This is a genomic window from Legionella taurinensis, from assembly GCF_900452865.1.
GTDB lineage: Bacteria > Pseudomonadota > Gammaproteobacteria > Legionellales > Legionellaceae > Legionella_C > Legionella_C taurinensis.
In genome coordinates, this window is record NZ_UGOZ01000001.1 from 2238875 (window position 1) to 2261944 (window position 23070).

Here is a 23070-nt window from a genome sequence, read left to right on the forward strand (position 1 = left end):
CTGTTGATAAAAATGAGGCGATAGTAAGGCCAGTGTCGGATAAATACAAGAGGACAGTAGAAAAGTCGGTCGATAAGCCGGGTTCTGTCGTGGACAATCATTCATCTGGGACTTGTGTCACCACAAGCCTCAAGCGACCTACCCGAATCCCATGCGGGCCGCATGTGCCGGCTTACGCCGGAAGGATTCCTATTTGGTCTTGCTCCGAGTGGGGTTTTCCCTGCCACGCCTGTTGCCAGACGCGCGGTGCGCTCTTACCGCACCATTTCACCCTTACCTCCTGCACAGGCGGGAGGCGGTATATTTTCTGTGGCACTTTCCGTAGACTTTCATCTCCCAGGCGTTACCTGGCACTCTGCCCTATGGAGCCCGGACTTTCCTCCCCTTGCCTTGCAAGGAGCGATTGCCTGACCGACTCTGATAGTAATGGTAGCAAAGTGCCTACAGAAAAACCAGAATTTATTAGCCGCGGGTGCCAATAAATTCGTCGTCGAAATAACGCTTCAGCTTGGTGCGCAGAGTACCACGACTGACGCCTAAAACTCTCGCTGCTTTGGATTGGTTGTAGCGGGTTAACTCCATGACCGTACGGAACAAGGGAGCCTCAACTTCCTCAACAATTAATTGATAAAGGTTGAGATTTATTTCTTTATTACCAACTGCATTGAGATAACGCTTTACTGCGCCAACGACTTGTTGGGTTAATGCGTCATTAACCTGTTCAACTTGTTGCATTACTGCACTCATTATCCTCTCTCCTGATGATGAAATTGATGCTGTTCAGGTCGGAAAATGTGACACAAACAGTACATCATGGGCGATATAGTAACAAATACCACAAAGAATGTAAACATTGTCTCATTCATATTCATTTATTAAGGGAAGCTTAAGGAAATTTTATGTTTTTAGCAAGTATTTTCGCTTATTTAGACAAATTTAAATCAAAAAAATTAAATATAGACAAATTGAATTGATTTTTTCCTTTCGATTGATCCCTGCAGTGGAAGGGGTACGCTCTGAGGCAAGACCGTTGCGCCGGCATCACGCCCTCTCCCGCGGGGAGAGGGGCTTTCAGGCGTCAGGAATCAGCGGGAACGGGCAAAACAGGCCTGGTTATTCGACCGTGAAGCTTTCACCGCAGCCGCAGGCACCGGTTTGGTTGGGGTTGTTAAAAACAAATTTGGCATTCAAGCCCTGTTTGACATAATCAATGGCCATGCCCTTCAGGAAGGGATAACTGCCTTTATCGATGTAGATTTGGTACTTATCAGTCAACGGCAGGACGATATCACTGCCTTGAGGCGTCTCGACATAATCTACCACGTAGGCAAGACCTGAACACCCTGTTTTCTTAACCGAAAAACGGATACCGCGACAATTGGTCTGGCGATCAAGGTAAGAAAGCACATGATTTTTCGCCGCTTCACTTAAATTAACGCCCGTCTCACTGCTCGCTTCGTATTGAACAACACCACTCATTACGGGTTCTCCTTTACTAATTGTTTCATTTTTTCACAAATCTGCCGGTACCCCTGTTCCACCAGCAGGGCGGTAGGATAAAGCGCCTGGGGTATTTCCAGCACAGTCACCAGCTGCCGGTAATCCCAACGCGGGTGTTCGCTCACCGACGTGCCCGTCATCTGGCGGCAACACCATTCCAACGCCGCGATAAGGTACGGGTTACCGTAGGCTTTAAAGCAACACTGGATGATTAAACCCTGTGCATCGCAGGCCGCATACCATTGCAAAAACGCTTTACCGCGGATCCCCGCCTCACTGAATACCGTGAAAGGCCGGCTACAATCCAGCGTGCCCACATGCCGCGGCCTAAAAAAACAGGTTTCTACTAAATCATTATACTTCATCATGGCACTATTTCATGCAGACGGGTTACTTGTTGGCAAATGGTATGAATGGCTTTTTCAATGTCCGCCTCCGTGGTAAAACGGCCCAGGGACAGACGAATGGAACTGTAAGCGTCTTCATCACTTAAGCCCAGAGCTTTAAGCACATAAGACGGTTGATTACTGGCAGACGAACAGGCTGACGCCGTGGACAAGGCCAATTCCCGCAAGGCCAGCAACAAGGTTTCGCCTTCGATTCCTTTAAAGGTCAGATTGAGATTACCGGCAATCCGCTGGTGTTCGTGGCCGTTTAAACGGATACCGGGAAGATGCTTAATGCCCTGCCAAAGCCTCTGGCGCATTGCCAGGAGGCGGGCCTGCTCGGCCACGCGGGTTTGTTCGCCCAAATAAAACGCTTCGCCCATGCCCACGATCTGATGCGTGGCCAGGGTTCCTGAGCGTAACCCCTGCTCATGCCCGCCGCCATAGGATAACGGTAAAAGCCGCAGGCGCGGTTTATGACGAATATACAAGGCGCCTATGCCTTTAGGACCGTAATTTTTATGGCTGGACAATGACATTAACCCCACGGGCATGTGTTCAAGATCAACAGGCAGTTTACCGACACTCTGCGCCGCGTCGACATGGAAAATAATGCCCTTATCCTTTAACAAATCGCCAATGGCGGTGATGTCCTGAATTACGCCGGTTTCATTATTCACATGCATTACCGACACCAGAATGGTTTCTGGCGTCAGGGCCGCTTTTAATCGCTCAAGGGAAAGCAACCCATCTGGCTCAGGCGGCAGCCAGGTGACAGTAAATCCCTCTTTCTTAAGTTGATGAATGCTGTCAAGGACGGCTTTATGTTCGGTACTCATGGTAATGAGGTGCCTGCCTTTATGCTGATAAAAGCGGGCGGCGCCAAGAATGGCGAGATTATTGGCTTCAGTGGCGCCGGACGTGAAAATAAGGTCTCGAGGCTCTGCATGAATGACCTCGGCAATCTGCGCCCTGGCCGTTTCAACCGCTTCCGCGGCTTCTTTGCCATAGGGATGAGAAATGGACGAGGGATTACCGAAAATGCCGTCAGGACCGAGATACCGAACCATACGCGCCACAACCCTCGGATCAACCGGGGTGGTCGCCATGTAATCAAAATAAATCGGTAACTGTTTCATGACCTTATCCTCTGTCCTTCACGCCCGCCCACCTCAATGCATTCTGAACGTGCGTTAAAATGCCGCGCAGGATATTGACCTCCATGTGCTCCAGTTTCGCACGGTTAAACAGACGCCGGATGCGTTGCTGTAAACGCCGGGGATTGGACGGTTTTAAAAAATCAATCGCCACCATGACCTCGGTCAGATGGGCATAAAACTGCTCAACCTCATCCGCAGTAGCCGGTTTATCCGCCCGCAACGCCACTTCGGCGGAAGGCGACAATAATTTCATCCGCAACTCGTAGGCAATGATCTGCACCGCCTGCGCCAGGTTCAGCGATCCATACTCCGGATTGCTGGGGATATAAATATGATAGTGGCTTTTTAACAATTCATCGTTGGTCAGGCCGGCGTGTTCACGTCCGAAGACGATGGCCACCTGGGTGTCATCGGGTTTTTTACACAGCATTTCCGCCGCTTCCGATGGCGTTAGGCCCGGCAAGGCAATGCCGCGGGGCCGCGCGCTGGTGGCTAAAACGAGCTGGCAGCCGCGTAACGCGTCATCCAGACTTTCTGTGACGACGCAGTGTTCAAGGACATCATCCGCCCCCGCTGCCATTTCCCAGGCTTTGAGATCAGGGAAAGACTTGGGCGTTACCAGATACAAACGGCTCAACCCCATGGTTTTCATGGCTCTTGCCGCGGAACCAATATTGCCCGGATGCGAGGTGGCAATCAGTACAATGCGAAAGGACTCTAATTTCATAAAGGTCAATGAATTTTGCGAAGTGCGTAACTATAACAGCAATGTCTTCTCTCTGTACAAAAAAAATGTGCTAGAATCGCTGACTTTTGTAGAAAAGAGCGAAGCCATGGAACCATTACTTAATATTGCAGTCGCCGCTGCCCGTCAGGCCGGTGATATTATTGTACGTCATATTGAACAAATTGACAGAATTAAAGTCACGGCCAAGGACAATGCCGAGTATTTCAGCGAAGTGGACATTAAAGCGGAGCAAACCATCATTCAGGCTATCCACAAGGCCTACCCCGACCATGGTATTTTAGCGGAAGAAAGCGGCCTTTATAATGAGGAATCCGAAGTCCAGTGGATCATTGATCCGCTGGATGGAACCAGCAATTTCCTGCACGGGTTCCCTTTTTACTCGGTCTCCATCGCCTGCAAAATTAAAAATCGCATCGAACACGCGGTGGTTTATGATCCCATCCGGCATGAGTGTTTTTCGGCTACCCGCGGCCGCGGCGCCCAACTCAATGACCGCCGCATCCGCGTTTCCAAACAAACGCAGCTGCAGCAGGCCCTGCTCGGTACAGGCGTATCCTTTCGCAATCCAGCCGCAGCCCAGCGGTATCTGCCGACGTTTGAAGCCTTAATGGGTAAATGCGTTGGCATCCGACGAACCGGCTCTGCGGCTCTTGATTTGGTGTATGTAGCCGCAGGACGGCTTGATGGTTTCTGGCAATTTGGTCTGCGCCCCTGGGACATCGCCGCCGGTGCCCTGATTGTCAAGGAAGCAGGCGGCTTGTTAAGCGACGCTCAGGGCAGTGAAGAGTATCTGAAACAGGGCGATGTCATCGCCGGAACCCCCAAAGTGTTCAAAGCGCTGTTACAAACACTGATGCCCGTCATGAAACGCTAAACGCCCCGCAATACAGCTTCAGCTCCGGTACGAATTTTGCACAGAAATCGTACCGGGTCTCTGTCAACCTGAAGCTATGAAACATTGGGCAAGTCACCAAAAAGGATTCAGTTTAATTGAAGTCTTAGTCAGTTCATTTGTTCTGGCACTGGGCTTACTTGGCATCGCATCGTTGCAGATGAATGCCATCCGCTACAATCAGACGGCGCAGTTGCGCTCAATTGCCATTGCCCAGGCGGGCAATATGGTTGATCGCATGATGGCCAATTCAGCCGGCATCCAGTCTGGCGCCTATAATAATGTCTCGGGAACGCCCTCCTTACCCAGTTGCACCACCTGCAGCGCCGGGCAGATTGCCCAACGCGACGTGCACATCTGGAATTCAACCAACAGCACGTTACTGCCACAGGGCCAGGGCACAATTACCCGTAACGGCAACCAGTTCACTGTCATCATGCGTTGGGATAATGAGCGCACCGGCGTTAACGGTACAGGCTGCAGCGGCGATGCCGATGTCGATCTAACCTGCCTGATTATGGAAGTGGAATTATGAAGCGCTTGCAATGCCACGGTTTTTCAGTGATTGAATTCATGGTGGCCATTACGCTCGGCACCCTGCTCATTGCCAGTGCGGGTGCGGTTTACCTGAGCAATAAATCCACCTACGTCATGCAGGAAGGCCTAGCCCGTCTGCAGGAAAATGGGCGGTATGCCAATTTTTTACTGGCCCGGGAATTACGCATGGCGGGATTTCAGGGCTGCTCCAATCAAAAGCAGATTGCAGTGACCAATTTGGTCAGAAATGTATCAGCAATGTTGTCTTATGACAAACCTGTGCAAGGTTACGACGGGCTCGCCGCCTCCTTCAGCCCCATCCTCCCGGCCAATTTAACCGGCAAACCCCTCATCGGATCAGACATTATTGAGGTGAGGATGGCCTCTAATTTTGGCGTGCAATTGCGCGATGACATGAATCAACCCAACAACCCTATTCTGGTTTATGATCGCTTAGGCATCGCCTCGGGTGATCCGGTGATGATTACCAATTGCTCGGTAGGCGATATTTTTATTGCCGGCGCCAACACCAATGCCACGGCCATTACCCATACCGTCAGCGACAATACCAGCAATGATTTGACCATGGCGTATCCAGCCAATTCACAGGTCATGCGCTTTCTCTACTATGCTTTTTATGTTAAAAACACCGGCCGCGTCAATTCCGTCGGTCAGCCCATCCTGGCGCTGGTGCGTCTGGATATTAATGGCAATGAGGATGAAATCGCTGAAGGCGTAGAACGCATGCGGGTCACCTACGGCGTCGATACCAATGGCGATAACACCGTGGACAGTTACCAGACCGCCACCCAGGTCAATAATGCCAATAACTGGAATAATGTCATCAGCATCCAGATTAACCTTCTCTTTGCCACAACGGAAAATGTCAATGACAAAGTTCAACCCTATACCTTTAACGGCGTAACCCTGACGCCTACCGATCGTAAATTACGCCGTCAGTGGGATACATTCATTACCTTAAGGAATCGAGGTTTGCCATCATGAGGACACAATCTGGTGCGACGCTCGCCGCAACCCTGCTGTTATTACTGGTGATCACCCTTTTAGGCATCACCTCAGTGCAGGTGACCCACCTGCAGGAAAAAATGTCAGCTAACCTGCAGGATAAGGAATTATCCTTCGTGGCCGCTGAATCCGCCTTAAAAGCGGGTGAGAACTGGGTTTTAAGCCAGGAAAAAGAGCCCACGGTGTATGTCACCTGCCAGGCTTTCCCCTGCGCCCAGCAGGTCTATGAAAACATCAATCTGTCCACCCAGCCATCAAGCTGGTGGAACAGCCGCTCAGCGCAATACACCCTGAGCCTGGACAATATCGCAACCAATCCCCGTTTCATTATTGAATTTCTCCAGTTTGTTCCTGATTCACCCGTCGTTGGTTCATCGGCCGCTAAAAGCACCGGCGTTTTTTATTACCAGGTCACTGCCCGGGGTACAGGGTCTACGAATGATTCAATCAGTGTCCTGCAAACCACTGTGGCAAGGAGATACTGATGAAACGCATAACCGCAGCAGTGGCGTGCCTGACCGGCACCTTAAGCATATCCCCCCTGTTCTCCGGCACCTTGAATCTGTCGCAGACCCCGCTGTTCATCACCGACACCGTCGCACCCATGACCATGTTGATTTTAAGCCGCGACCACAAACTTTATTTTGAAGCCTACAACGATTTGACTGATCTGGATGACGATGGTCAGATTGAATTGCATTTTAAACCCAGCATTGACTATTACGGTTATTTTGACAGCGCCAAATGCTATGCCTACGATTCTGGGCAGCAGTATTTCTACCCAACCGCCATGGCGGTTGATCGCAAATGCCCGGGGAGCTGGAGCGGTAATTTCCTAAACTATTTAACCACATCCCGCCTGGATGCCATTCGCAAGGTGTTGTATGGCGGCTATCGTTCCATCGACTCAACGACCGCCACGGTGCTGCAACGCTCTTACATTCCTCAGGATGGGCACAGCTGGGGTAAAGAATACAAAAGTTTAGCCATTGACGGGTTTAACATCAGCGACTACACCCCGTTTACCGCCCCATCCGGCACCAACTACCATCTGTTTGCCAACACCACCCTGTTAAACACCGCCTCCCCCCTGCTGCGGGTGGCCTTAAACCAACCCTATCGCATTTGGGAATGGGTCAGCATTGAACGGCCGGTGGCCGGTTCCCGGGCATTGCATGGCAGTTCAGGACCGCTGATTACCGGCCTTACCGATTATGTCGTGCGCGTTAAAGTCTGCGACAGCGCCATTGGCCTTGAAGACAATTGCCGCAGCTACCCCAATGGTCAGAAAAAACCCATTGGTCTGCTGCAGGAATTTGGCGAAAACAATTCCATGTTGTTTGGTTTGTTGACTGGAACATACAAAAACAACCTGGCTGGCGGCGTATTGCGCAAAAACATCTCCAGCATTACCGATGAAATTGATTTAAACACCGGGCAATTTACCGCGGTGAACGGCATTATTTCCACCATTAACAAATTAACCGTCACCGGTTTTGGCGGTAATTACGAGTATTCCTGTGGATTTATCTCAACCCGCAACATCAACAACGGCGAGTGCGAAATGTGGGGAAATCCACTGGGTGAAATGATGTATGAATCGGTGCGTTACCTGGCCGGTAAATCGTCAGCCAACTCTGCCTACAATTATTCTACCGGCACAGATGTGACACTCGGCCTGCCCAAGCCCTCCTGGGTTAACCCCTATTCGGTTTATCCTTATTGTGCCAAAGCCAATATGCTGGTGCTAAGCGACTTAAACCCAACCTATGACAGCGATCAGGTGCCCGGGAGCTATTTCAATTCCTTCAGCGGTGACTTATCGCCCTCCTTCAATGCCGCCTCCCTCGCACAAAGTATTTTTACCGGTGAAGGCTTTTCAAGCCTGCTGGCTTTCATTGGCCAATCCGGCGGGACAGCCGATGGGTCTCCCAAGCCTAAAACCGTGACCAGTTTCGGCAATATCCGCGGTCTTGCTCCTTTGGAAGCCAACTCGGAGGGTAGCTATTACCCAGGAAGCGTTGCCTGGTATGCCTGGGTTAATGATCTCAACAGCGCTCAGGGAGAACAAAATGCCAAATCCTACTTAATTGCACTGTCCGCCCCCATGCCTGAACTTAAATTTTTAGTGGGAGGCAATCCGATTACCGTGCTGCCTTTCGGGAAATCCGTCGCCGGATTCAGTATCAATGCAACCCAGGGCCAATACCAGCCCACCAATGAAATTGTCGATTATTACATTGAATCCCTCACGCCTACCCAGGCCGTGCTGCGGGTGAATTTTGCCGACTTGCAACAGGGCGCTGACTTTGACATGGATGCGATTGTCAAATACACCATCACCGTCAATGCCGACAATACCCTGACCATTGCCTGCGACTCCATCTACGCCGCGGGCGGGATCACCCAGCACATGGGGTATGTCATTTCCGGTACCACGCAGGATGGGGTGTATCTTGAAGTACGGGATATCGACACGGCTGCCGGCAGTGACGTCAACTACTTTTTAGACACCCCGCCCGGCCAGCCGCCTGGCGGTATCTGGAATGATTGGGTGGCCTTGCCTTTAACCACCACCCGAACCTTTACACCGAGCTCAACCCCTTCGGCCACCGTCCTGAAATCCCCGCTGTGGTATGCGGCAAAATGGGGTGGATTCATTGATTCCAATAATAACAATGAGCCGGATTTGAACACCGAATTCGACACCGACAATGACAGCGATCCGGATAATTATTTTCTGGTGACCAATGCCAATAGCCTGCGCGCGCAACTGGCCAAGGCGTTTGCCTTAATCCTCGATCGAACAGGATCCTTCTCATCTGCTGCCTTAAGCAGCGGTTTCCTGGCCTCTGACACCCTGATTTATCAGGCTATTTTCAGAACCAAGGACTGGAGTGGTCAACTGCTTGCCTTTGACATTGATGAAACCAACGGCAATATTCTTTTTACGGGTTCAGGACCGCAAGGCTCCCTCTGGGATGCCTCCCAGAAGCTGAGCCTGCAAAATTTCAGCACAGGGCGTCACATCATCACCTTTAAGCCCTCCAACAACACCGGCATTAAATTCCGTTGGCCTTCGAACCCAGCCTCCCCCACCAACACGGAACTGGATGTATCCCAGGTGACGGCTTTAAACTTAAATCCGGTAACCGCGGTCAGTGACGGGCAAGGCAGCAACCGCTTGAATTTCCTGCGCGGGGATAAATCGCTGGAACAGAAAAATGGCGGGACTTTCCGTAATCGCACCACCCTGCTGGGCGACATCATTAACTCCACCCCGCTGGTCATCAAAGTGCCCAACCAGCAATACCCGGTGACCTGGGCGGGCGGCGCCCCGGAAAACAGCAGCCCTTACGGTATTTTCCGTGAAAACAATCTAAACCGCCGCGCGATCATCTATGTGGGAGCCAACGACGGGATGCTGCATGCGTTTGACGCGGTCACGGGGGTTGAGGTCTTTGCCTATGTCCCTGCCAGCATTTTTAAAACCTTAAATCAACTGACCAATCCCAATTACGCCCACCGTTATTACGTGGATGGCTCCCCCACCGTGATTGATGTCTACATCAACAGCGAGTGGCGTACCGTGCTTGTGGGTACGTTAAATGGCGGCGGCCAGGGGGTCTATGCCCTGGATGTGACCGATCCGACTCAATTTACTGAGAATGGCGCGCCAGGCATTGTCAAATGGGAGTTTAATGACACCGATGATGCCGATTTGGGATTCACCTACAGCCAGGCGTCCATAGTCAGAATGGCCAATGGCCAGTGGGCTGCCATCTTTGGCAATGGCTACAACAACACCGCCACCGACGGCAATGCCAGCACCACCGGTAATGCGGTTCTTTATATTGTCGATATTGCCACGGGGACGCTGATTAAAAAATTGGATACCGGTGTGGGCATGAGCGCGGATCCGCTGTCTCTGGGCCGCCCGAACGGCATGTCCAGCCCCACGGTCGTCGACTTGGACGGCAATGCGATTGCCGATACCGTCTATGTCGGCGATTTGTTTGGCAATTTATGGAAAATCAATGTTTCCGCCAGCAACCCCAATCAATGGGATTTCGCCTACAAACAGGGCAGCACGCCCAAACCCCTGTTTGTGGCCACCGACAGCGGCGGTAACCGTCAACCCATCACGTCCAAGCCCGCCGTTTCCAGACTGAACTTCTCAGCCTCAGGCCTGCAGATTTACATTGGTACCGGCAAATACATTGAGCCCAGTGATAAAACCGACACCAGCGTGCAAACCATTTACGCCTTAAGGGATGACAACACCTCCGTCATCACCGGACGCGCGCAATTGCGCCAGCAAACCATTATCTATGAACAAAATGGCCTGCGTATCACCAGCAATAATTTATTGGCCAACAATGATCGCGGCTGGTACATGGATTTAGTCTACAATGGCAATGCTCGGGGCGAGCGGGTCGTGTCCAACATGCTGTACCTGAGCGGCAAAATCATTTTCTCAACCATCATACCCACCAGCGATCCCTGCGATTTTGGAGGCGAAAGCTGGCTTATGGAACTCGATGCCTTCACGGGAGCGCGGTTGAATTACAATGTGTTTGATATCAACAACGACAATAATTTTGATGTCAATGACTCCGTGACCTACAGCAACGGTGGACAAAACTACACTGTTCCGGTCAGCGGCATGAAGGCTTCCGTGGGTTTGATTGCCACACCGTCTGTATTGAATGCGGGTGATAAAGAATACAAATACCTGCCAGGCACCAGCGGCGGTATTCAAAAAGTTCATGAAAACCCGGGTAAACAAATTTTTGGCCGGCAATCCTGGCGGCAACTGCAATAGTCATCTGAGTACCCTCCCCTGTGGATCAGGGGAGGCCTGGCATTTACTCCTGTATCCCGCTCTTCAATCCCAGTGCTGCCGGTAATTGATTGGCCGCCGCCGCGCCGATGTTTTTGGTCATGCGGTCAAACACGCTTTGCTTGTACGTGTAATCAATGACCTCTTCGCGCTTGATCACGTCACGCAGAAGTTCACCGCTGCTGGCAAAGCCGTCAATTAAGCCCCTTTCCTTTGATTGAGTCCCAGTCCAGAATAACCCTGAAAACGTATCGCCATCAATTTTAAGGCGGCTGCCACGTCCCTGTTTCACCTTGTCAATGAATTGCTGATGCACCTCATTGAGCATGGTTTGCAGCATTTGCTGCTGCTCCGGCGTGGTTGGAGAAAAGGGATCGAGGAAGGCTTTATTGGTGCCGGCAGTCTGCAGGCGGCGGCTGATGCCAAGCTTCTGGATGGCGTCGACGAAACCAAACCCATTATAAAGCACCCCGATGGAGCCCACCATGCTCGAAGGATTGGCATAAATCTCATCGGTCCCTGCTGCGACATAGTAGGCCGCGGAAGCGCAGATATCGACACAGACCGCATAGGTTTTCACGTTGGGGTATTTTTTTCGGTAATACTGCAGGGTATTGTACATGTAGTCAGCCTGCACCGGACTGCCTCCGGGGCTGTTGATGCGAACAAGCAGAGCCCGTAATCCTTCGCTTTTGTAGGCAGCAGCCAGACTTTTAGCGAAATTGTCAGCACTGGCTGTGTCGCTATCCGAAATGGTCCCCTCGAGATCGACAAGGCCGACATGCGGTTTGTTTTTAGCAGTTCTGTCATCAGTGAAGCTTGACGCACTAAAATAGAAGTAAACAATCAGCAAGGCAATGGCTCCCCGCACGATCCATCGCCAGCGGCGTTTACGCCGTTGATCCCGCAGGTATTCGATCACCAGTTTATTTAACAGGGTTTGCGATTCAACATTGTCCTGAGTCGGATTATTGTTCATAGTAGCTACTTGATTTTTTGAATTAGAACCTCATTTTACGGTAGGTATCCGTTAATTTAAATAACTCATTTAAGAGAGACTGCACTATGCGTATGGATAAGCTCACCTCCAAATTTCAAATGGCCCTGGCTGATGCCCAATCACTCGCCTTAGGCCGAGACAATGGATTTATAGAACCGGAACACGTTTTAAAAGCCCTGCTCGATCAACAGGGCGGAAGTTGCCGTCCCCTGCTCAGCAAGGCCGGCGTCAACCTGGCCATGCTTAGAAATCTGCTTGATCAGGCCCTCGATAAATTACCCAAAGTCAGTGGCACCGGGGGCGACATCCATATCTCCAATGCGTTAAATCGTCTCTTGAATCTGACGGACAAGCTGTCGCAGCAGCGCAAGGACAATTACATTTCCAGTGAGCTTTTCGTTTTGGCCGCCGTGAGCGAAGAGGGCAATCTGGCTAAATTGCTGAAACAGGCAGGCGCAAACCAACAGGCCATTGAAAAAGCCATTGAGGAAATCCGCGGCGGCGACAAGGTTACAGATCCTAACGCGGAAGAACAGCGTCAGGCTCTGGAAAAATACACCCTTGATCTCACCGAACGCGCCGAACAGGGGAAGCTGGATCCGGTCATCGGCCGTGATGATGAAATCCGCCGCACCATCCAGGTTTTGCAGCGCCGGACTAAAAACAACCCCGTACTCATCGGCGAACCCGGTGTAGGAAAAACCGCTATTGTGGAAGGACTGGCACAACGGATAGTCAACGGCGAAGTGCCTGAAGGATTAAAAGACAAACGCCTGCTGTCGCTTGACATGGGGGCTCTCATCGCTGGCGCCAAGTTCCGCGGCGAATTTGAAGAGCGCCTGAAAGGCGTTTTAAATGATTTGGCCAAGCAGGAAGGTCAAATCATCCTGTTTATCGACGAACTGCACACCATGGTCGGCGCCGGCAAGGCCGAAGGCGCCATGGATGCCGGTAACATGCTGAAACCAGCGCTGGCACGCGGTGAATTGCACTGCATCGGTGCAACCACACTGGATGAATACCGTCAATACATCGAAAAAGACGCAGCCCTCGAACGGCGTTTCCAGAAAATTTTAGTCGATGAGCCGAGTGTTGAAGACACCATTGCCATTTTACGCGGCCTTAAAGAACGCTACGAAGTGCACCACGGCGTTGAGATTACCGACCCGGCGATTGTTGCCGCAGCAACCCTCTCGCATCGCTACATCACTGATCGTCAGCTTCCTGACAAGGCCATCGATCTCATTGATGAAGCCGGCAGCCAGATCCGCATGGAAATTGACTCCAAACCGGAAAGCCTGGACAAACTGGACAGACGCCTCATCCAGTTGAAAATTGAATGCGAAGCCTTAAAAAAGGAACACGACGAAGCCTCCAGGAAGCGTTTGCACGATCTCGAAACCACCATCGGCGAACTGGAAAAAAATTACGCGGATCTTGAGGAAATCTGGAAGTCAGAAAAAGCCGCCCTGCAAGGCGCCAACCAAATCAAGGAAGCACTCGAACAAGCCAAAATTGAGTTGGACACAGCACGCCGTGCCGGGGATTTAACCCGCATGTCGGAGTTGCAGTATGGCCGTATTCCAGAGCTCGAAAAGCAATTGGCCCAGGCGGGGGAAGGACAGAACAGCGAGGAGGCGAAGTTGTTTCGCGACAAAGTCACGGAGGAAGAAATTGCGGAAGTGGTGTCGAAATGGACCGGCATCCCCGTGGCCAAAATGCTGGAAGGGGAAAAAGAGAAACTCCTTCACATGGAAGAAGCCCTGCACAAACGCGTGATCGGCCAGAATGAAGCGGTCGATGCGGTGGCCAATGCCATTCGCCGCTCCCGTGCCGGTTTAGCCGATCCCAACCGCCCGATTGGTTCATTCCTGTTCTTAGGACCAACCGGTGTGGGTAAAACCGAACTTTGCAAAGCCCTGGCTGCGTTTCTTTTTGACACGGAAGAAGCAATGATTCGTATTGACATGTCCGAATTCATGGAAAAGCATTCCGTCGCGCGGTTAATTGGCGCTCCTCCGGGGTATGTGGGCTACGAAGAAGGCGGCTACCTGACGGAGGCCGTTAGACGCCGCCCCTATTCCGTGGTGCTGCTGGATGAGGTGGAAAAAGCACACAGCGATGTGTTTAATATCCTCTTGCAGGTAATGGACGATGGCCGCCTGACGGATGGACAGGGGCGAACGGTTGATTTCCGCAACAGCGTCATTGTCATGACGTCCAACTTAGGATCGCATCTGATTCAGGACATGGCGTCCAAACTCAATTACGAGCAGATGAAAACAGCCGTCATGGAAATTGTCGGGCAGCATTTCAGGCCTGAATTCATTAACCGCATTGATGACAGCGTCGTCTTTCATCCGCTTGACAAGGCGCAAATCGCCAACATCGCCGCGATTCAAATCCGCTACCTGCAACACCGGTTAAGCGCCCAGAATATCGGCCTTGACCTCAGCGAAGACGCGCTGAATTATCTGGCGGAAGCCGGTTTTGATCCCGTCTACGGCGCCCGACCGCTCAAACGCACAATTCAGCAAAAACTGGAAAATCCCTTAGCCCAGTCCATACTGACCGGTCAATTTACGCCAGGGCATACCATTGAGGTGGTGCTTAAGAATGGAAATCTGGCCTTTGAACAGGTGTCTTAATTCCTGCAGGGCTGCGAAGCAGCCCTAAGCCCTAGACTTTCAACACCATACCTTCATCCACTTCATCCACTTCGTCCAACGCTTTGTGGCTGGTCACCACATAACCTTTTAAAATATCAGCCCTCCCCCAGGGCTTGGCATTGATTTGTTCCTCAATACCAGGTGTTTTTAAGAAATGCTCCATGTAATCAAAGCCCCATTTCAGGTCTTGTTTCTCAAGCCGATTTGAGGCATCAATCTTGAGTGCCTTAGAGATCGTTTCAGTCAACGCGGTATTCATTTTTTTTGCCAACGGGTTCAGCTCGGCGACGGATAGTTCATTGACCTTTTGCAAAGTGGTCACATACGCGCCAAACAAAACATATTCTTTGTACGTGTTTAATCGGCGTCCGAGCCTGCATTCGAGAGGAGAAATGCTTGAATCTTTAGAATCAAGTTCTTCTTTTTTGATAGTTGACACCATTATTTTTTCCAGCAACACCGCCTCCTGCGGTTTGAGTTTGACCGCGTATTTTTTCCAAAATTCCTGGATCTCTGCTGCACTGAGTTCCTGCTTTTCAGCCATGGCGGCTTTTAATTCTTTAATTAAAGGGGGGAAGAGCAGACGGGTAGGACCATCCAGGCGGGTTAAGACCTCATCGACATTCTGGATGACGTGGAGATACTCTATGCGCCTTAAGATCATCTCGCTGTCAGTTTGACATTCGGCAATGACGTGGCTTAGTTTGCTAAAAAACTCCTTGTCGCTTTTAATGTATGCAAACGTATCAGCAATTTTATCTTGCTTTAAAAACGTCTGATAGGCACTGCAGCACTCAAACACAGTCAATGCATCCAGTGCGTTATCCGTGTTTAATTTAAGCACCTCGGCCAGGGTTTTTTTTAATGCGCAGTTTTCTGAGTCGGACCCCACGGCTGAAAAACCTTGATAGACCATTTCCAGCCTTAAATAACGATAAATAATGCTGCCTAATAAAATCCCCAAATAGTTGGCCGTCTTTTTTTCTTCCAGGGTTTCCGGCAGCGTCGTTGCCAGTTGGGTGATGCAGGCAATTTGCTCCAGGCGCAGTTGATCGGGTACGGTATTCGTGAAATAAATAGCGGGGTTCGTGAAATACGTGAATGAGAACAATCCCCTGGATTTTTTTTGTTGTTTCTTTTCAACGTTTTGTTCGTATGTTTCTTTCAGGCCCTTAACCACCTGAAGCAGCGCCTGATAGGAACCCGGCTTATACCGTTTGGCAAGATCATTAAACGAGCCAATCAGTTCCCGCGTGGCCTTTTGCAGACTCTCATAATTTGGTATCTCCATACTACCTCCCTTCAATAATTTATATTCTCAGTCCGGACAGGCAATCAGAGACCAGACCAAGACAACCGTGAGTATTTTTTTCTTCTGCGATAGGACCCTGGATCACGATTTTCATATCGTGAGGAAACGCGGTGTAGAGCGCGTGCGGCTCTTCAAACTCCCTCTGCTCATAAACCCAGTCAGAAAATTTATCCAGTTCCTCGTAACAGGCCTTGATGAAGCCGGCGCTGAATTCAGTGAATGATTTGATTTTCAGATGGTCATGCAGCAATTGCAACAGCGTGTTATCGCCCAGGATGGCCAAACCGCTGTAATTTTTCCTGGCCACGTAAATGTACATCCCTGTCAGGATTAATTTCTTATCCTCCTCACTGGCTTTGTAGTGATTGAGACAAATCGCTGTTTTTTGAATCAGCAGGGCATCCGTGTAGGCCTGGGTGCATAAAACAGAAGTAAAAAACATGGAAACATACGAATAACGTTTATCATGGGCCACAACCAGATTTCCAGGCAGCTTCGTCGCTTTCTCCAATAACTCCTTGTAGTCTGGCATGGCAATCCTCCACGCTGGCTGTTAAGCGAGCATCGTCATTAAGGATGATAAAAGTCAGTCCGTTATGTTGCCCATCAATCAACCACGCACATCTTGTAAGCCTGTCGGTATTTATTTGCAACTTTTTTGGTATTAGGGTTAACAAAAATACCAGAGTGCAGAGATATTGTTAATCAGCACTTTCTTTTTTTATAACAACCTGCCAAAGAATTTGCAATAACCTTTGCTTTAAATCATGGATGAGGCGGATAAGAAGCGTTCATCAATGCGGCGAACCAACTGCTGATGAATGTTATCAAAGCCCCGGTTACTCATAATCAACACGGCATCGCCCGGCTGCACGGTATTGACCAGGCTGGCAATGATGCTGTCGGTATCCGGTAGCAACTGGTAGGGGCAGGTCCAGGTCCTGGCTAAGTCAGCGAGATTAAATTGCTGTGGAGTTAAGACAAAGGCGCCATCCACCGGCGCCAGCGCCTTCGCCATGTCTGCCGCATGCACGCCCGAGCGCATGGTGTAGGAAGCAAATTCCATGACTGCAAAAATGCGTTGATGCCGTTGGCTTTGCTTTAATGCCTCGATGGTTTTGCCGATGGCCGTGGGGTGATGCGCAAAATCATCATAGACGGTGATACCATGGCGGTTGGATTTGACTTCAAGACGCCGCTTGACCGGGGCAAAGCGGGCCAGGGCTTCAGCCGCAATGCCCGGCTTAACCCCTGCGTGGGTGCTGGCAGCCAGTGCGGCCAGGCCGTTTTCAATGTTAAAGCGGCCAATTAAAGGCCATTGTACCTCCGCCACCGGCTTGCCCTGATGCCAGACGCGAAAATGGCTGCCGCTTTCATCAAGAATCTCCGCCCGCCAGGCGGCTGTGCCTTCAAGGGCAAGGTCTTCAAGATGAGAGTAAATGCCGCGGGCAATGACGTCATTTAATGCCTGATCATCCCGGGGTTTAAGGACGGTGCCAGTCGATGGAATCGTCTTTAGGTAGTAGTGAAACTGCTGCTTGATGGCTGCCAAATCCGTGTAAATGTCCGCATGATCAAACTCCAGGTTGTTTAACACGGCAATCTGCGGACGGTAATGCATCAATTTGGGTCGTTTGTCAAAAAAGGCACTGTCGTACTCATCCGCCTCGATGACAAACCATTCCCCCGACCCAAGCCGCGCACTGGTGGCAAAATTGGGCGCGACGCCGCCAATTAAAAAACCCGGATTCAAGCCAGCCTCCTGAAGAATGTGGGCGAGCATGGAGGTGGTGGTGGTTTTACCGTGAGTCCCCGCCACCGCTAACACGCGGTAACGGGTTAAAATGTTTTGCGCCAGCCATTCAGGGCCTGAAGTGTACTGTTTGCTGTGATTGAGCACGGCTTCGAGTACCGGTACGCCGCGCTTCATGGCATTACCGACAATCACGCAGTCCGCCTTCAACGCCCTGGCCGTGTCCTCATAGCCTTCAGACCATTCAATCCCTTTGGCTGCAAGCAAGTCACTGACCGGCGGATAACAGTTTGCGTCACATCCGGTGACCTGATGCCCGGCTTCTCTCGCCAGAATAGCGAGCGCGCTCATGAAGGTCCCGCCTATTCCCAAAATGTGTAAATGCATGTTGCTCTCACCGTAAGAAACTCATGGTTAAAATGTTGGCCGCCAGTAAACCAAAACTGGCCAGGATGGCGGTCAGATAGTCCGAATCCAGGGCTTGTCTGTAAATGTGGGCGGCCACTGAAAATTGCCATAATGTTAACACCAGAACCTTTAAAAGATAAATCATAACCAACAGCCGCATGCCAACCTGTGTCATGTCGGCTTTAGCCAGCATCGGCGTTAAAAAAACAATGATAAACCCCACCATCAGAATAATGAGATGGCAGACTAAAAGACTGGTCAAGGTTTGCAGGATCCGGTTGCTTTTGCCGGTGGCGGCCAGCAACAACGCGGTATAGGCGTAATAAGAGACGACTAACAAGATGGCTGCAAGCATGGTGTCTGATAAGGGAAACTGATTTTTTAAATCCATCAGTTCCCATTGCAGGGTAACGATTAAAAAATAAATCAGGATGGCCAGCAGCAGAATCAACAGGGAATAAGGCGTGTTGGCAGGGGTTTCCCTGAACGTCGTCACACGCCAGTATTTTTTTAAAATGGCAAGCCACATCGATCAATCCCGGGTTAAGTTTTTCTTTGTTTGCAGGGTCACTGGTTTTTTTCCTTTCTGAAAATACTGACCTGCTGCACCACCGGTTGTTTCCACGGTCCTGATATTTTATAAGTATAGGCTCTGATTTTCTGCATGCCCTGATTAATGATCTTGCTGGCCACCCAGGTGGCCACGCCTGCCACAGGACCGCCGGCAATTGTCGCCACAATGGGCAGGCTTGCGGTAATGTGTGGCGATACCTGCAAATCCACATCGTAAAGCTGTCTTGCCAGGTCCAGACTGCCTTTCATGCTGGCATAGGCCACCGGACCGTCAATGTAACTGTCCGTCGTGTGTATCGCCCCGTTCCTGACGTCAAAGCTGCCTTTCAGCACATCAAAACTGTAACCATCATTTTTCAGATCGCTGAAATCCAGTTTTAAACGCCGCGGGATGGTTTGCAGGCTTAAGATGCTTAATAATTTACCCAAACCAAGTTTTTCTTCCGTCTCCGAGCTTAAATTGGTGATGCGGCCATGCTTAAAATAAAGCGCCATTGTCCCTTTTACTTTATTTAAGGCAAAATCGGTGTACGATCCGGGCCATGTGCCTCGCAATTCAATCTGGCCAAACGACGATTCCACCACCGGACTGATATGCCATCGGGCCAGACTGCCTGCCAGATCATTAATTTGCATATCCACTTTGATTTGGGTTTGACTGCTCGGTGCCTCCTGGGTCCACTGGCCGGTCGCAGTCACTTGATAAGCCGGGGTTTTGATTTTGCAATAATCGAGCCGCCAGGCCTTGGGGGCTCTTGTCATTTTTAAGGCCACTTGCCCGAGATTGAATGTGTCATAGCGAAAATCATTGATACGCAAATCCAGATTGGGCATGTCGCTGACGTTAAGCGTAGACGGTTTGGACTGCCTGTCGCTGTTTTTATCCCAATACAGGTGACCCAATACCCCGCTTAACAAACGCTCTTTGATTTTGTAACGCAGATTGGCTTTCACCCGTTGTTGTTCGATTTCGATAGACCATTCATTGGCATTTAACCGGGTGGCCTGCACAGCCAAATCGGTGTAATTGCGCTCGGCAATGCGCGCCTGTTTCAAACGCAAGTCAATGAAGCTGACCGCGTCGCTAACGCTTTCCTTGCTGCGGGTGGCGGGTAATTTGGCCAAGGTATCAAGCCATTGGCGCAAATCAAACGAAGCCAGCGATCCGACAATCTGCAGACCCAGTTGCTCCTGCCAGCGTGCCGTGGAGCTGCCCAGGCGGATTTCCCCCTTTTGCAGATGAAACTGGCCTTTCGGCCCGCTGAACCACAAATCCGCACTGAGTCGTGAATCGTAATTGATGCGAAAACGCAGGGCTTTATCCGGATTGAAATGGATGTCGACGGTTAACGGCGCTTTGCTGTCGGCGGTTTTGTTTAACGGCGGCGGTAAATCGATCTTAAGACCGCTTAAGGAGGATTTGATCTGAAACTGATCCAGATCCTGTTTATTCTCGGTTATAATCAGAAGCCCTTCCAGCCAGAAATCCCCCCGCATCAATTCAAAAATGGATAAATTCAATTTGTCGCGTAACAGGGCGATGTTGGTTTTGGCTTTAATCCTGACCTCGGTACGCGGATTGGAGGAACGTATGGACTGGATCAGTATTGACACCGGATTATTGAGCAGCGACGCCTGCAAACTGCTGTCGAGCACGCCTTCATGATCAAATTGCAGGGAGCCATTCAACTCGTGCAGTTCTATGTTTTCAAGCGTGTGATTCACCTTCACCTGATTGTTTTTAAACGTGATATCACCTAAGGCGAGAATGTCGTCATTTTCCGGATACAAGGCCGCTTCAAGCTGGAGATCGAGGCTTAAGGGGCCGCTCATCTGCAGGCTGTTTAGAGCCGAGAGTTTTTTATTCAGCGGTGAGGCCAGAACATAGCTCTGCGCCTTACTGGCACTGGTATCGACTTTGGTGTGCACCAGCAGGGTTTCGCGGTTCAACCCAAGATTATTAATGACCACATTGGCTTCATTTAACACAATTCCCTGCAAATCGGCATAAACCACGTCGGCATTAAAGGTGCGTTGCTTGACCTGTACATAAGCTTCAATGTCTTTGGTCACCGGCCATTGGGGGGCAAAAACCAAATCCACTCCACTTAAATGGCCATTGATCTCAAATTCACCCTCAGCCTTGTCATAGGGAAAGTCGGCGCCACGGCCATTGATATTGACATTGGCGACGAGTTTATCAATGCGCTTCACATCGTGCTTAAGCCAGGCATCAAGCTTGGGTTTAAGCGATTGGGAGGGAAGATAAAGCAGCCAGCGTTGGGCCTTGCTTGCGGATAAGGCCGCCGTTAAAGTGATGTGGCCTATCTCGCTGGCTGTCACGTCATCAAGAACGCCATTGCCACTGAGCAGTAAATCCGGGTGCCGTAAGACGAGTCTATCCAGGCTGATGCGCAGGCCATGACTAAGCTCTTTCCAGTCCAGCACCGTGTTTAAGGATAAAAAGGTCACGGGCGGTTTGTCTTTGGGTTTAATGACCGTGTACTCACCGTCAATCTCCACATGGCCTTCGTTCGGTTGCCAGCTTAATACCCCCGACAGGTTTTCTACCCCGGGATAAGGACCGAACGCTTCCCAGCCTAAGGCTTTAAATTGGGTCAGCAGGAAGGCAGGCGCGTCGTTTTTAACCTGAATGCGGGTGTCTTTAAGCAGGCCCTGGGGTTTGACGGCTAGCCAGGGTTTAAACGAATCAGGCCAGGAGACATCCAGAGACAACAGGGACTCGATGAGTAGTTGTTTGACGTAGATTGTCCAGGTATTGAGCGGCTTTTGGTACTCCACGAGGAATTGATTTTGCGGCCAATGGCGATGATTAATTTCAAGACCCACATGATCGCCGCTTAACTGCCATCCAGTCCGGGTGAGTTGCCAGGCTAAATTGGCTTTAAAACGATCCAGACGGTTATGGCGCTGCGTTTGATTGTCATTCAAGGCCAAACGGTAAATATCGACCCGCGCCTGGGCGTCCTCGAGATGACCGGCCTTAATGTCCGTCCACACCTGCACATCGCCGCGTCCATCAGTCACCGTGTAGCGCTCTGGATTAAAAAAACCCTGCCATTGCGCAGGCACCACGTTTTTCAATGAGAGATACACTTGCCCCTCTGTCTTGTCGAGATGATAGGGATCAAGCGTCAGGTAAGCCACCCACTGCAGCGCGGTGGGGACCTGCTGGCGAAGGTGCGCCTTGGCCTTGATGCGATAACCCCATCCGCTTCGACCAATGACCAGGTTGATGCCACGGGCAGGAATAAAGGTGCCGTCTTTTAAGTGCACATCCAAAGACAGGTGTTTAATGATGATTTTCTGTTGCGCCAGAATCCAGGCTAAAACCGGCTGGTAGGAGTCGTCGGTCCAGTGGATCGGCTGTCTGTCATGGGTGGTTAAGCCATCAATCTGCCATTGATCCTGCTGTTGCCTTGCCGTCAGCTTCACGTCATTGATGTAGAGCACGCCAGGTTGAATCTGCCAATGCCACAGGGAACTGAACAGATTAATGCCCACAAACAATTGCCTGAGTTTGATGGTGTCACGATGCGCATCCGTCACGGTGACCTGATTAAGCTTAATCACCGGCTCAAACCAATACCACCCGGTTTCCATCGACTGAATCGTCACAGACTCCCCCAGCAGGGTTGACAAGTGCTGTTCCACTTCTGATTTATACTGCGTAGCCCAGGGCGTCAGCGCACGAAACAGACTGGAAAGTAATGCCGCGACAATAATGAATGCAGCCAGGAAAATCCTTATTCGCTTAAAAAAGTTAACCACCGCGTTTATCAGGGTTGTTCGTCGAGTTTTTACTATACCATTGCTTTTGCGCGTACTCATCACTTTCCTTTTGCTCAAGCCTGGCAAGCTGTTCGCTCCGTTGTAATTTTACTCGTTCAATCAAGCGAATAACGGCATCTTTTTCTGCTTTAGCCTGTAAAAATTTTTTTTCGCATTGGGTGCGAAATTTGGCAAGTTGACTCAATTGCTGGTTCAACTGGATAAGAATGGTGTCTAACTGGTTGATAAAATCAATGCGATTGCGTAATCGTCCAAGCGTACACCCGGTATCCCCCATACGGTGCAGTTGCTCAACGTAATCCTGACGGTAACTGACAATCTGGTCATGCTTGCTTTTTCCGGCGGTAAACTGCTCGCGCGCCTGTTTAAGCATCTCACCGGCCTTCTCCATGGCCTTTTCTTTCATGCCCAGGAGAGTATTCAAGCGTTCCAGCCGCTGTCTGGACACGG

18 protein-coding genes and 1 other RNA gene are annotated in these 23070 nt (G+C 50.6%); 6 read left to right on the plus strand and 13 right to left on the minus strand.

Annotated features, from left to right (window positions below):
* Positions 1 to 57: 57 nt before the first annotated feature.
* The 6 genes from rnpB to DYE45_RS10275 form a co-directional block, all read right to left on the minus strand.
* Positions 58 to 419: RNase P RNA component class A (gene rnpB / locus DYE45_RS10250), an RNA gene on the minus strand.
* Positions 420 to 462: 43 nt separating this feature from the next.
* On the minus strand, positions 463 to 747 hold the full coding sequence (locus DYE45_RS10255) for a helix-turn-helix domain-containing protein (RefSeq protein ID WP_108290295.1): 285 nt from the start codon (positions 745 to 747) through the stop codon (positions 463 to 465).
* A gap of 366 nt (positions 748 to 1113) precedes the next feature.
* Positions 1114 to 1479 (minus strand): HesB/IscA family protein, encoded by a 366-nt coding sequence (locus tag DYE45_RS10260; RefSeq protein ID WP_108290297.1) that lies wholly within the window; start codon positions 1477 to 1479, stop codon positions 1114 to 1116.
* Positions 1479 to 1868, minus strand: coding sequence for a hypothetical protein (locus DYE45_RS10265; RefSeq protein ID WP_108290299.1), 390 nt, complete (start codon positions 1866 to 1868; stop codon positions 1479 to 1481). Before DYE45_RS10265 ends, DYE45_RS10260 begins: the two co-directional genes overlap by 1 nt.
* A complete protein-coding gene (locus DYE45_RS10270) occupies positions 1865 to 3025 on the minus strand; it encodes an IscS subfamily cysteine desulfurase (protein WP_115300878.1) in 1161 nt (386 codons plus the stop codon). The genes DYE45_RS10265 and DYE45_RS10270 overlap by 4 nt, the downstream gene beginning before the upstream one ends.
* A 4-nt stretch (positions 3026 to 3029) precedes the next feature.
* Positions 3030 to 3773, minus strand: coding sequence for an RNA methyltransferase (locus DYE45_RS10275; RefSeq protein ID WP_108290303.1), 744 nt, complete (start codon positions 3771 to 3773; stop codon positions 3030 to 3032).
* Positions 3774 to 3879: 106 nt separating this feature from the next.
* On the opposite strand from DYE45_RS10275, the gene DYE45_RS10280 reads away from it, so the two are divergent.
* The 5 genes from DYE45_RS10280 (at position 3880) to DYE45_RS10300 (ending at position 11074) form a co-directional block, all read left to right on the plus strand.
* Entirely contained in the window at positions 3880 to 4668 is a 789-nt protein-coding gene (locus DYE45_RS10280) for an inositol monophosphatase family protein (protein ID WP_108290737.1), read from the plus strand.
* Between the two features lie 76 nt (positions 4669 to 4744).
* Positions 4745 to 5221, plus strand: coding sequence for a type IV pilus modification protein PilV (gene pilV, locus DYE45_RS10285; RefSeq protein WP_108290305.1), 477 nt, complete (start codon positions 4745 to 4747; stop codon positions 5219 to 5221).
* Positions 5218 to 6228, plus strand: coding sequence for a PilW family protein (locus tag DYE45_RS10290; protein ID WP_108290307.1), 1011 nt, complete (start codon positions 5218 to 5220; stop codon positions 6226 to 6228). The genes pilV and DYE45_RS10290 overlap by 4 nt, the downstream gene beginning before the upstream one ends.
* On the plus strand, positions 6225 to 6734 hold the full coding sequence (locus DYE45_RS10295) for a pilus assembly PilX family protein (RefSeq protein ID WP_108290309.1): 510 nt from the start codon (positions 6225 to 6227) through the stop codon (positions 6732 to 6734). Before DYE45_RS10290 ends, DYE45_RS10295 begins: the two co-directional genes overlap by 4 nt.
* Positions 6734 to 11074, plus strand: coding sequence for a pilus assembly protein (locus tag DYE45_RS10300; RefSeq protein ID WP_108290311.1), 4341 nt, complete (start codon positions 6734 to 6736; stop codon positions 11072 to 11074). Before DYE45_RS10295 ends, DYE45_RS10300 begins: the two co-directional genes overlap by 1 nt.
* A gap of 43 nt (positions 11075 to 11117) precedes the next feature.
* Here the strand turns inward: DYE45_RS10300 and DYE45_RS10305 are convergent, their stop codons facing one another.
* On the minus strand, positions 11118 to 12071 hold the full coding sequence (locus DYE45_RS10305; RefSeq protein ID WP_108290313.1) for a S49 family peptidase: 954 nt from the start codon (positions 12069 to 12071) through the stop codon (positions 11118 to 11120).
* Between the two features lie 86 nt (positions 12072 to 12157).
* Between DYE45_RS10305 and clpB the strand changes: the two genes are divergently transcribed.
* On the plus strand, positions 12158 to 14740 hold the full coding sequence (gene clpB, locus DYE45_RS10310) for an ATP-dependent chaperone ClpB (protein ID WP_108290315.1): 2583 nt from the start codon (positions 12158 to 12160) through the stop codon (positions 14738 to 14740).
* A 31-nt stretch (positions 14741 to 14771) separates the two neighbouring features.
* Here clpB and DYE45_RS10315 read toward each other — a convergent pair whose 3' ends face one another.
* From DYE45_RS10315 to fliJ, 6 genes are all read right to left on the minus strand, one after another.
* Positions 14772 to 16052 (minus strand): hypothetical protein, encoded by a 1281-nt coding sequence (locus tag DYE45_RS10315; protein WP_108290317.1) that lies wholly within the window; start codon positions 16050 to 16052, stop codon positions 14772 to 14774.
* A 19-nt stretch (positions 16053 to 16071) separates the two neighbouring features.
* Positions 16072 to 16605, minus strand: a complete 534-nt coding sequence (locus tag DYE45_RS10320; protein WP_108290319.1) for a hypothetical protein — start codon at positions 16603 to 16605, stop codon at positions 16072 to 16074.
* 228 nt (positions 16606 to 16833) lie between these two features.
* A complete protein-coding gene (gene mpl, locus DYE45_RS10325; protein WP_108290321.1) occupies positions 16834 to 18213 on the minus strand; it encodes a UDP-N-acetylmuramate:L-alanyl-gamma-D-glutamyl-meso-diaminopimelate ligase in 1380 nt (459 codons plus the stop codon).
* Positions 18214 to 18220: 7 nt separating this feature from the next.
* Positions 18221 to 18763: a hypothetical protein gene (locus tag DYE45_RS10330; protein ID WP_108290323.1), complete on the minus strand. Its 543-nt coding sequence runs from the start codon at positions 18761 to 18763 to the stop codon at positions 18221 to 18223.
* Between the two features lie 38 nt (positions 18764 to 18801).
* A complete protein-coding gene (locus tag DYE45_RS10335) occupies positions 18802 to 22659 on the minus strand; it encodes a YhdP family protein (RefSeq protein WP_108290325.1) in 3858 nt (1285 codons plus the stop codon).
* Positions 22592 to 23068 (minus strand): flagellar export protein FliJ, encoded by a 477-nt coding sequence (fliJ, locus tag DYE45_RS10340; protein ID WP_308810077.1) that lies wholly within the window; start codon positions 23066 to 23068, stop codon positions 22592 to 22594. The genes DYE45_RS10335 and fliJ overlap by 68 nt, the downstream gene beginning before the upstream one ends.
* Between the last annotated feature and the right edge of the window lie 2 nt (positions 23069 to 23070).

Excerpts from the sequence above, each read along its gene's own strand:
- DYE45_RS10330 (WP_108290323.1), bottom strand. The coding sequence starts at position 18,763 with ATGTGGCTTGCCATTTTAAAAAAATACTGGCGTGTGACGACGTTCAGG.
- DYE45_RS10270 (WP_115300878.1), bottom strand. The coding sequence starts at position 3,025 with ATGAAACAGTTACCGATTTATTTTGATTACATGGCGACCACCCCGGTT.
- DYE45_RS10275 (WP_108290303.1), bottom strand. The coding sequence starts at position 3,773 with ATGAAATTAGAGTCCTTTCGCATTGTACTGATTGCCACCTCGCATCCG.
- DYE45_RS10280 (WP_108290737.1), top strand. The coding sequence starts at position 3,880 with ATGGAACCATTACTTAATATTGCAGTCGCCGCTGCCCGTCAGGCCGGT.
- DYE45_RS10255 (WP_108290295.1), bottom strand. The coding sequence starts at position 747 with ATGAGTGCAGTAATGCAACAAGTTGAACAGGTTAATGACGCATTAACC.
- DYE45_RS10315 (WP_108290317.1), bottom strand. The coding sequence starts at position 16,052 with ATGGAGATACCAAATTATGAGAGTCTGCAAAAGGCCACGCGGGAACTG.
- DYE45_RS10320 (WP_108290319.1), bottom strand. The coding sequence starts at position 16,605 with ATGCCAGACTACAAGGAGTTATTGGAGAAAGCGACGAAGCTGCCTGGA.
- mpl (WP_108290321.1), bottom strand. The coding sequence starts at position 18,213 with ATGCATTTACACATTTTGGGAATAGGCGGGACCTTCATGAGCGCGCTC.
- DYE45_RS10260 (WP_108290297.1), bottom strand. The coding sequence starts at position 1,479 with ATGAGTGGTGTTGTTCAATACGAAGCGAGCAGTGAGACGGGCGTTAAT.
- pilV (WP_108290305.1), top strand. The coding sequence starts at position 4,745 with ATGAAACATTGGGCAAGTCACCAAAAAGGATTCAGTTTAATTGAAGTC.
- DYE45_RS10305 (WP_108290313.1), bottom strand. The coding sequence starts at position 12,071 with ATGAACAATAATCCGACTCAGGACAATGTTGAATCGCAAACCCTGTTA.
- DYE45_RS10295 (WP_108290309.1), top strand. The coding sequence starts at position 6,225 with ATGAGGACACAATCTGGTGCGACGCTCGCCGCAACCCTGCTGTTATTA.
- clpB (WP_108290315.1), top strand. The coding sequence starts at position 12,158 with ATGCGTATGGATAAGCTCACCTCCAAATTTCAAATGGCCCTGGCTGAT.
- DYE45_RS10290 (WP_108290307.1), top strand. The coding sequence starts at position 5,218 with ATGAAGCGCTTGCAATGCCACGGTTTTTCAGTGATTGAATTCATGGTG.
- DYE45_RS10265 (WP_108290299.1), bottom strand. The coding sequence starts at position 1,868 with ATGATGAAGTATAATGATTTAGTAGAAACCTGTTTTTTTAGGCCGCGG.
- DYE45_RS10300 (WP_108290311.1), top strand. The coding sequence starts at position 6,734 with ATGAAACGCATAACCGCAGCAGTGGCGTGCCTGACCGGCACCTTAAGC.
- DYE45_RS10335 (WP_108290325.1), bottom strand. The coding sequence starts at position 22,659 with ATGAGTACGCGCAAAAGCAATGGTATAGTAAAAACTCGACGAACAACC.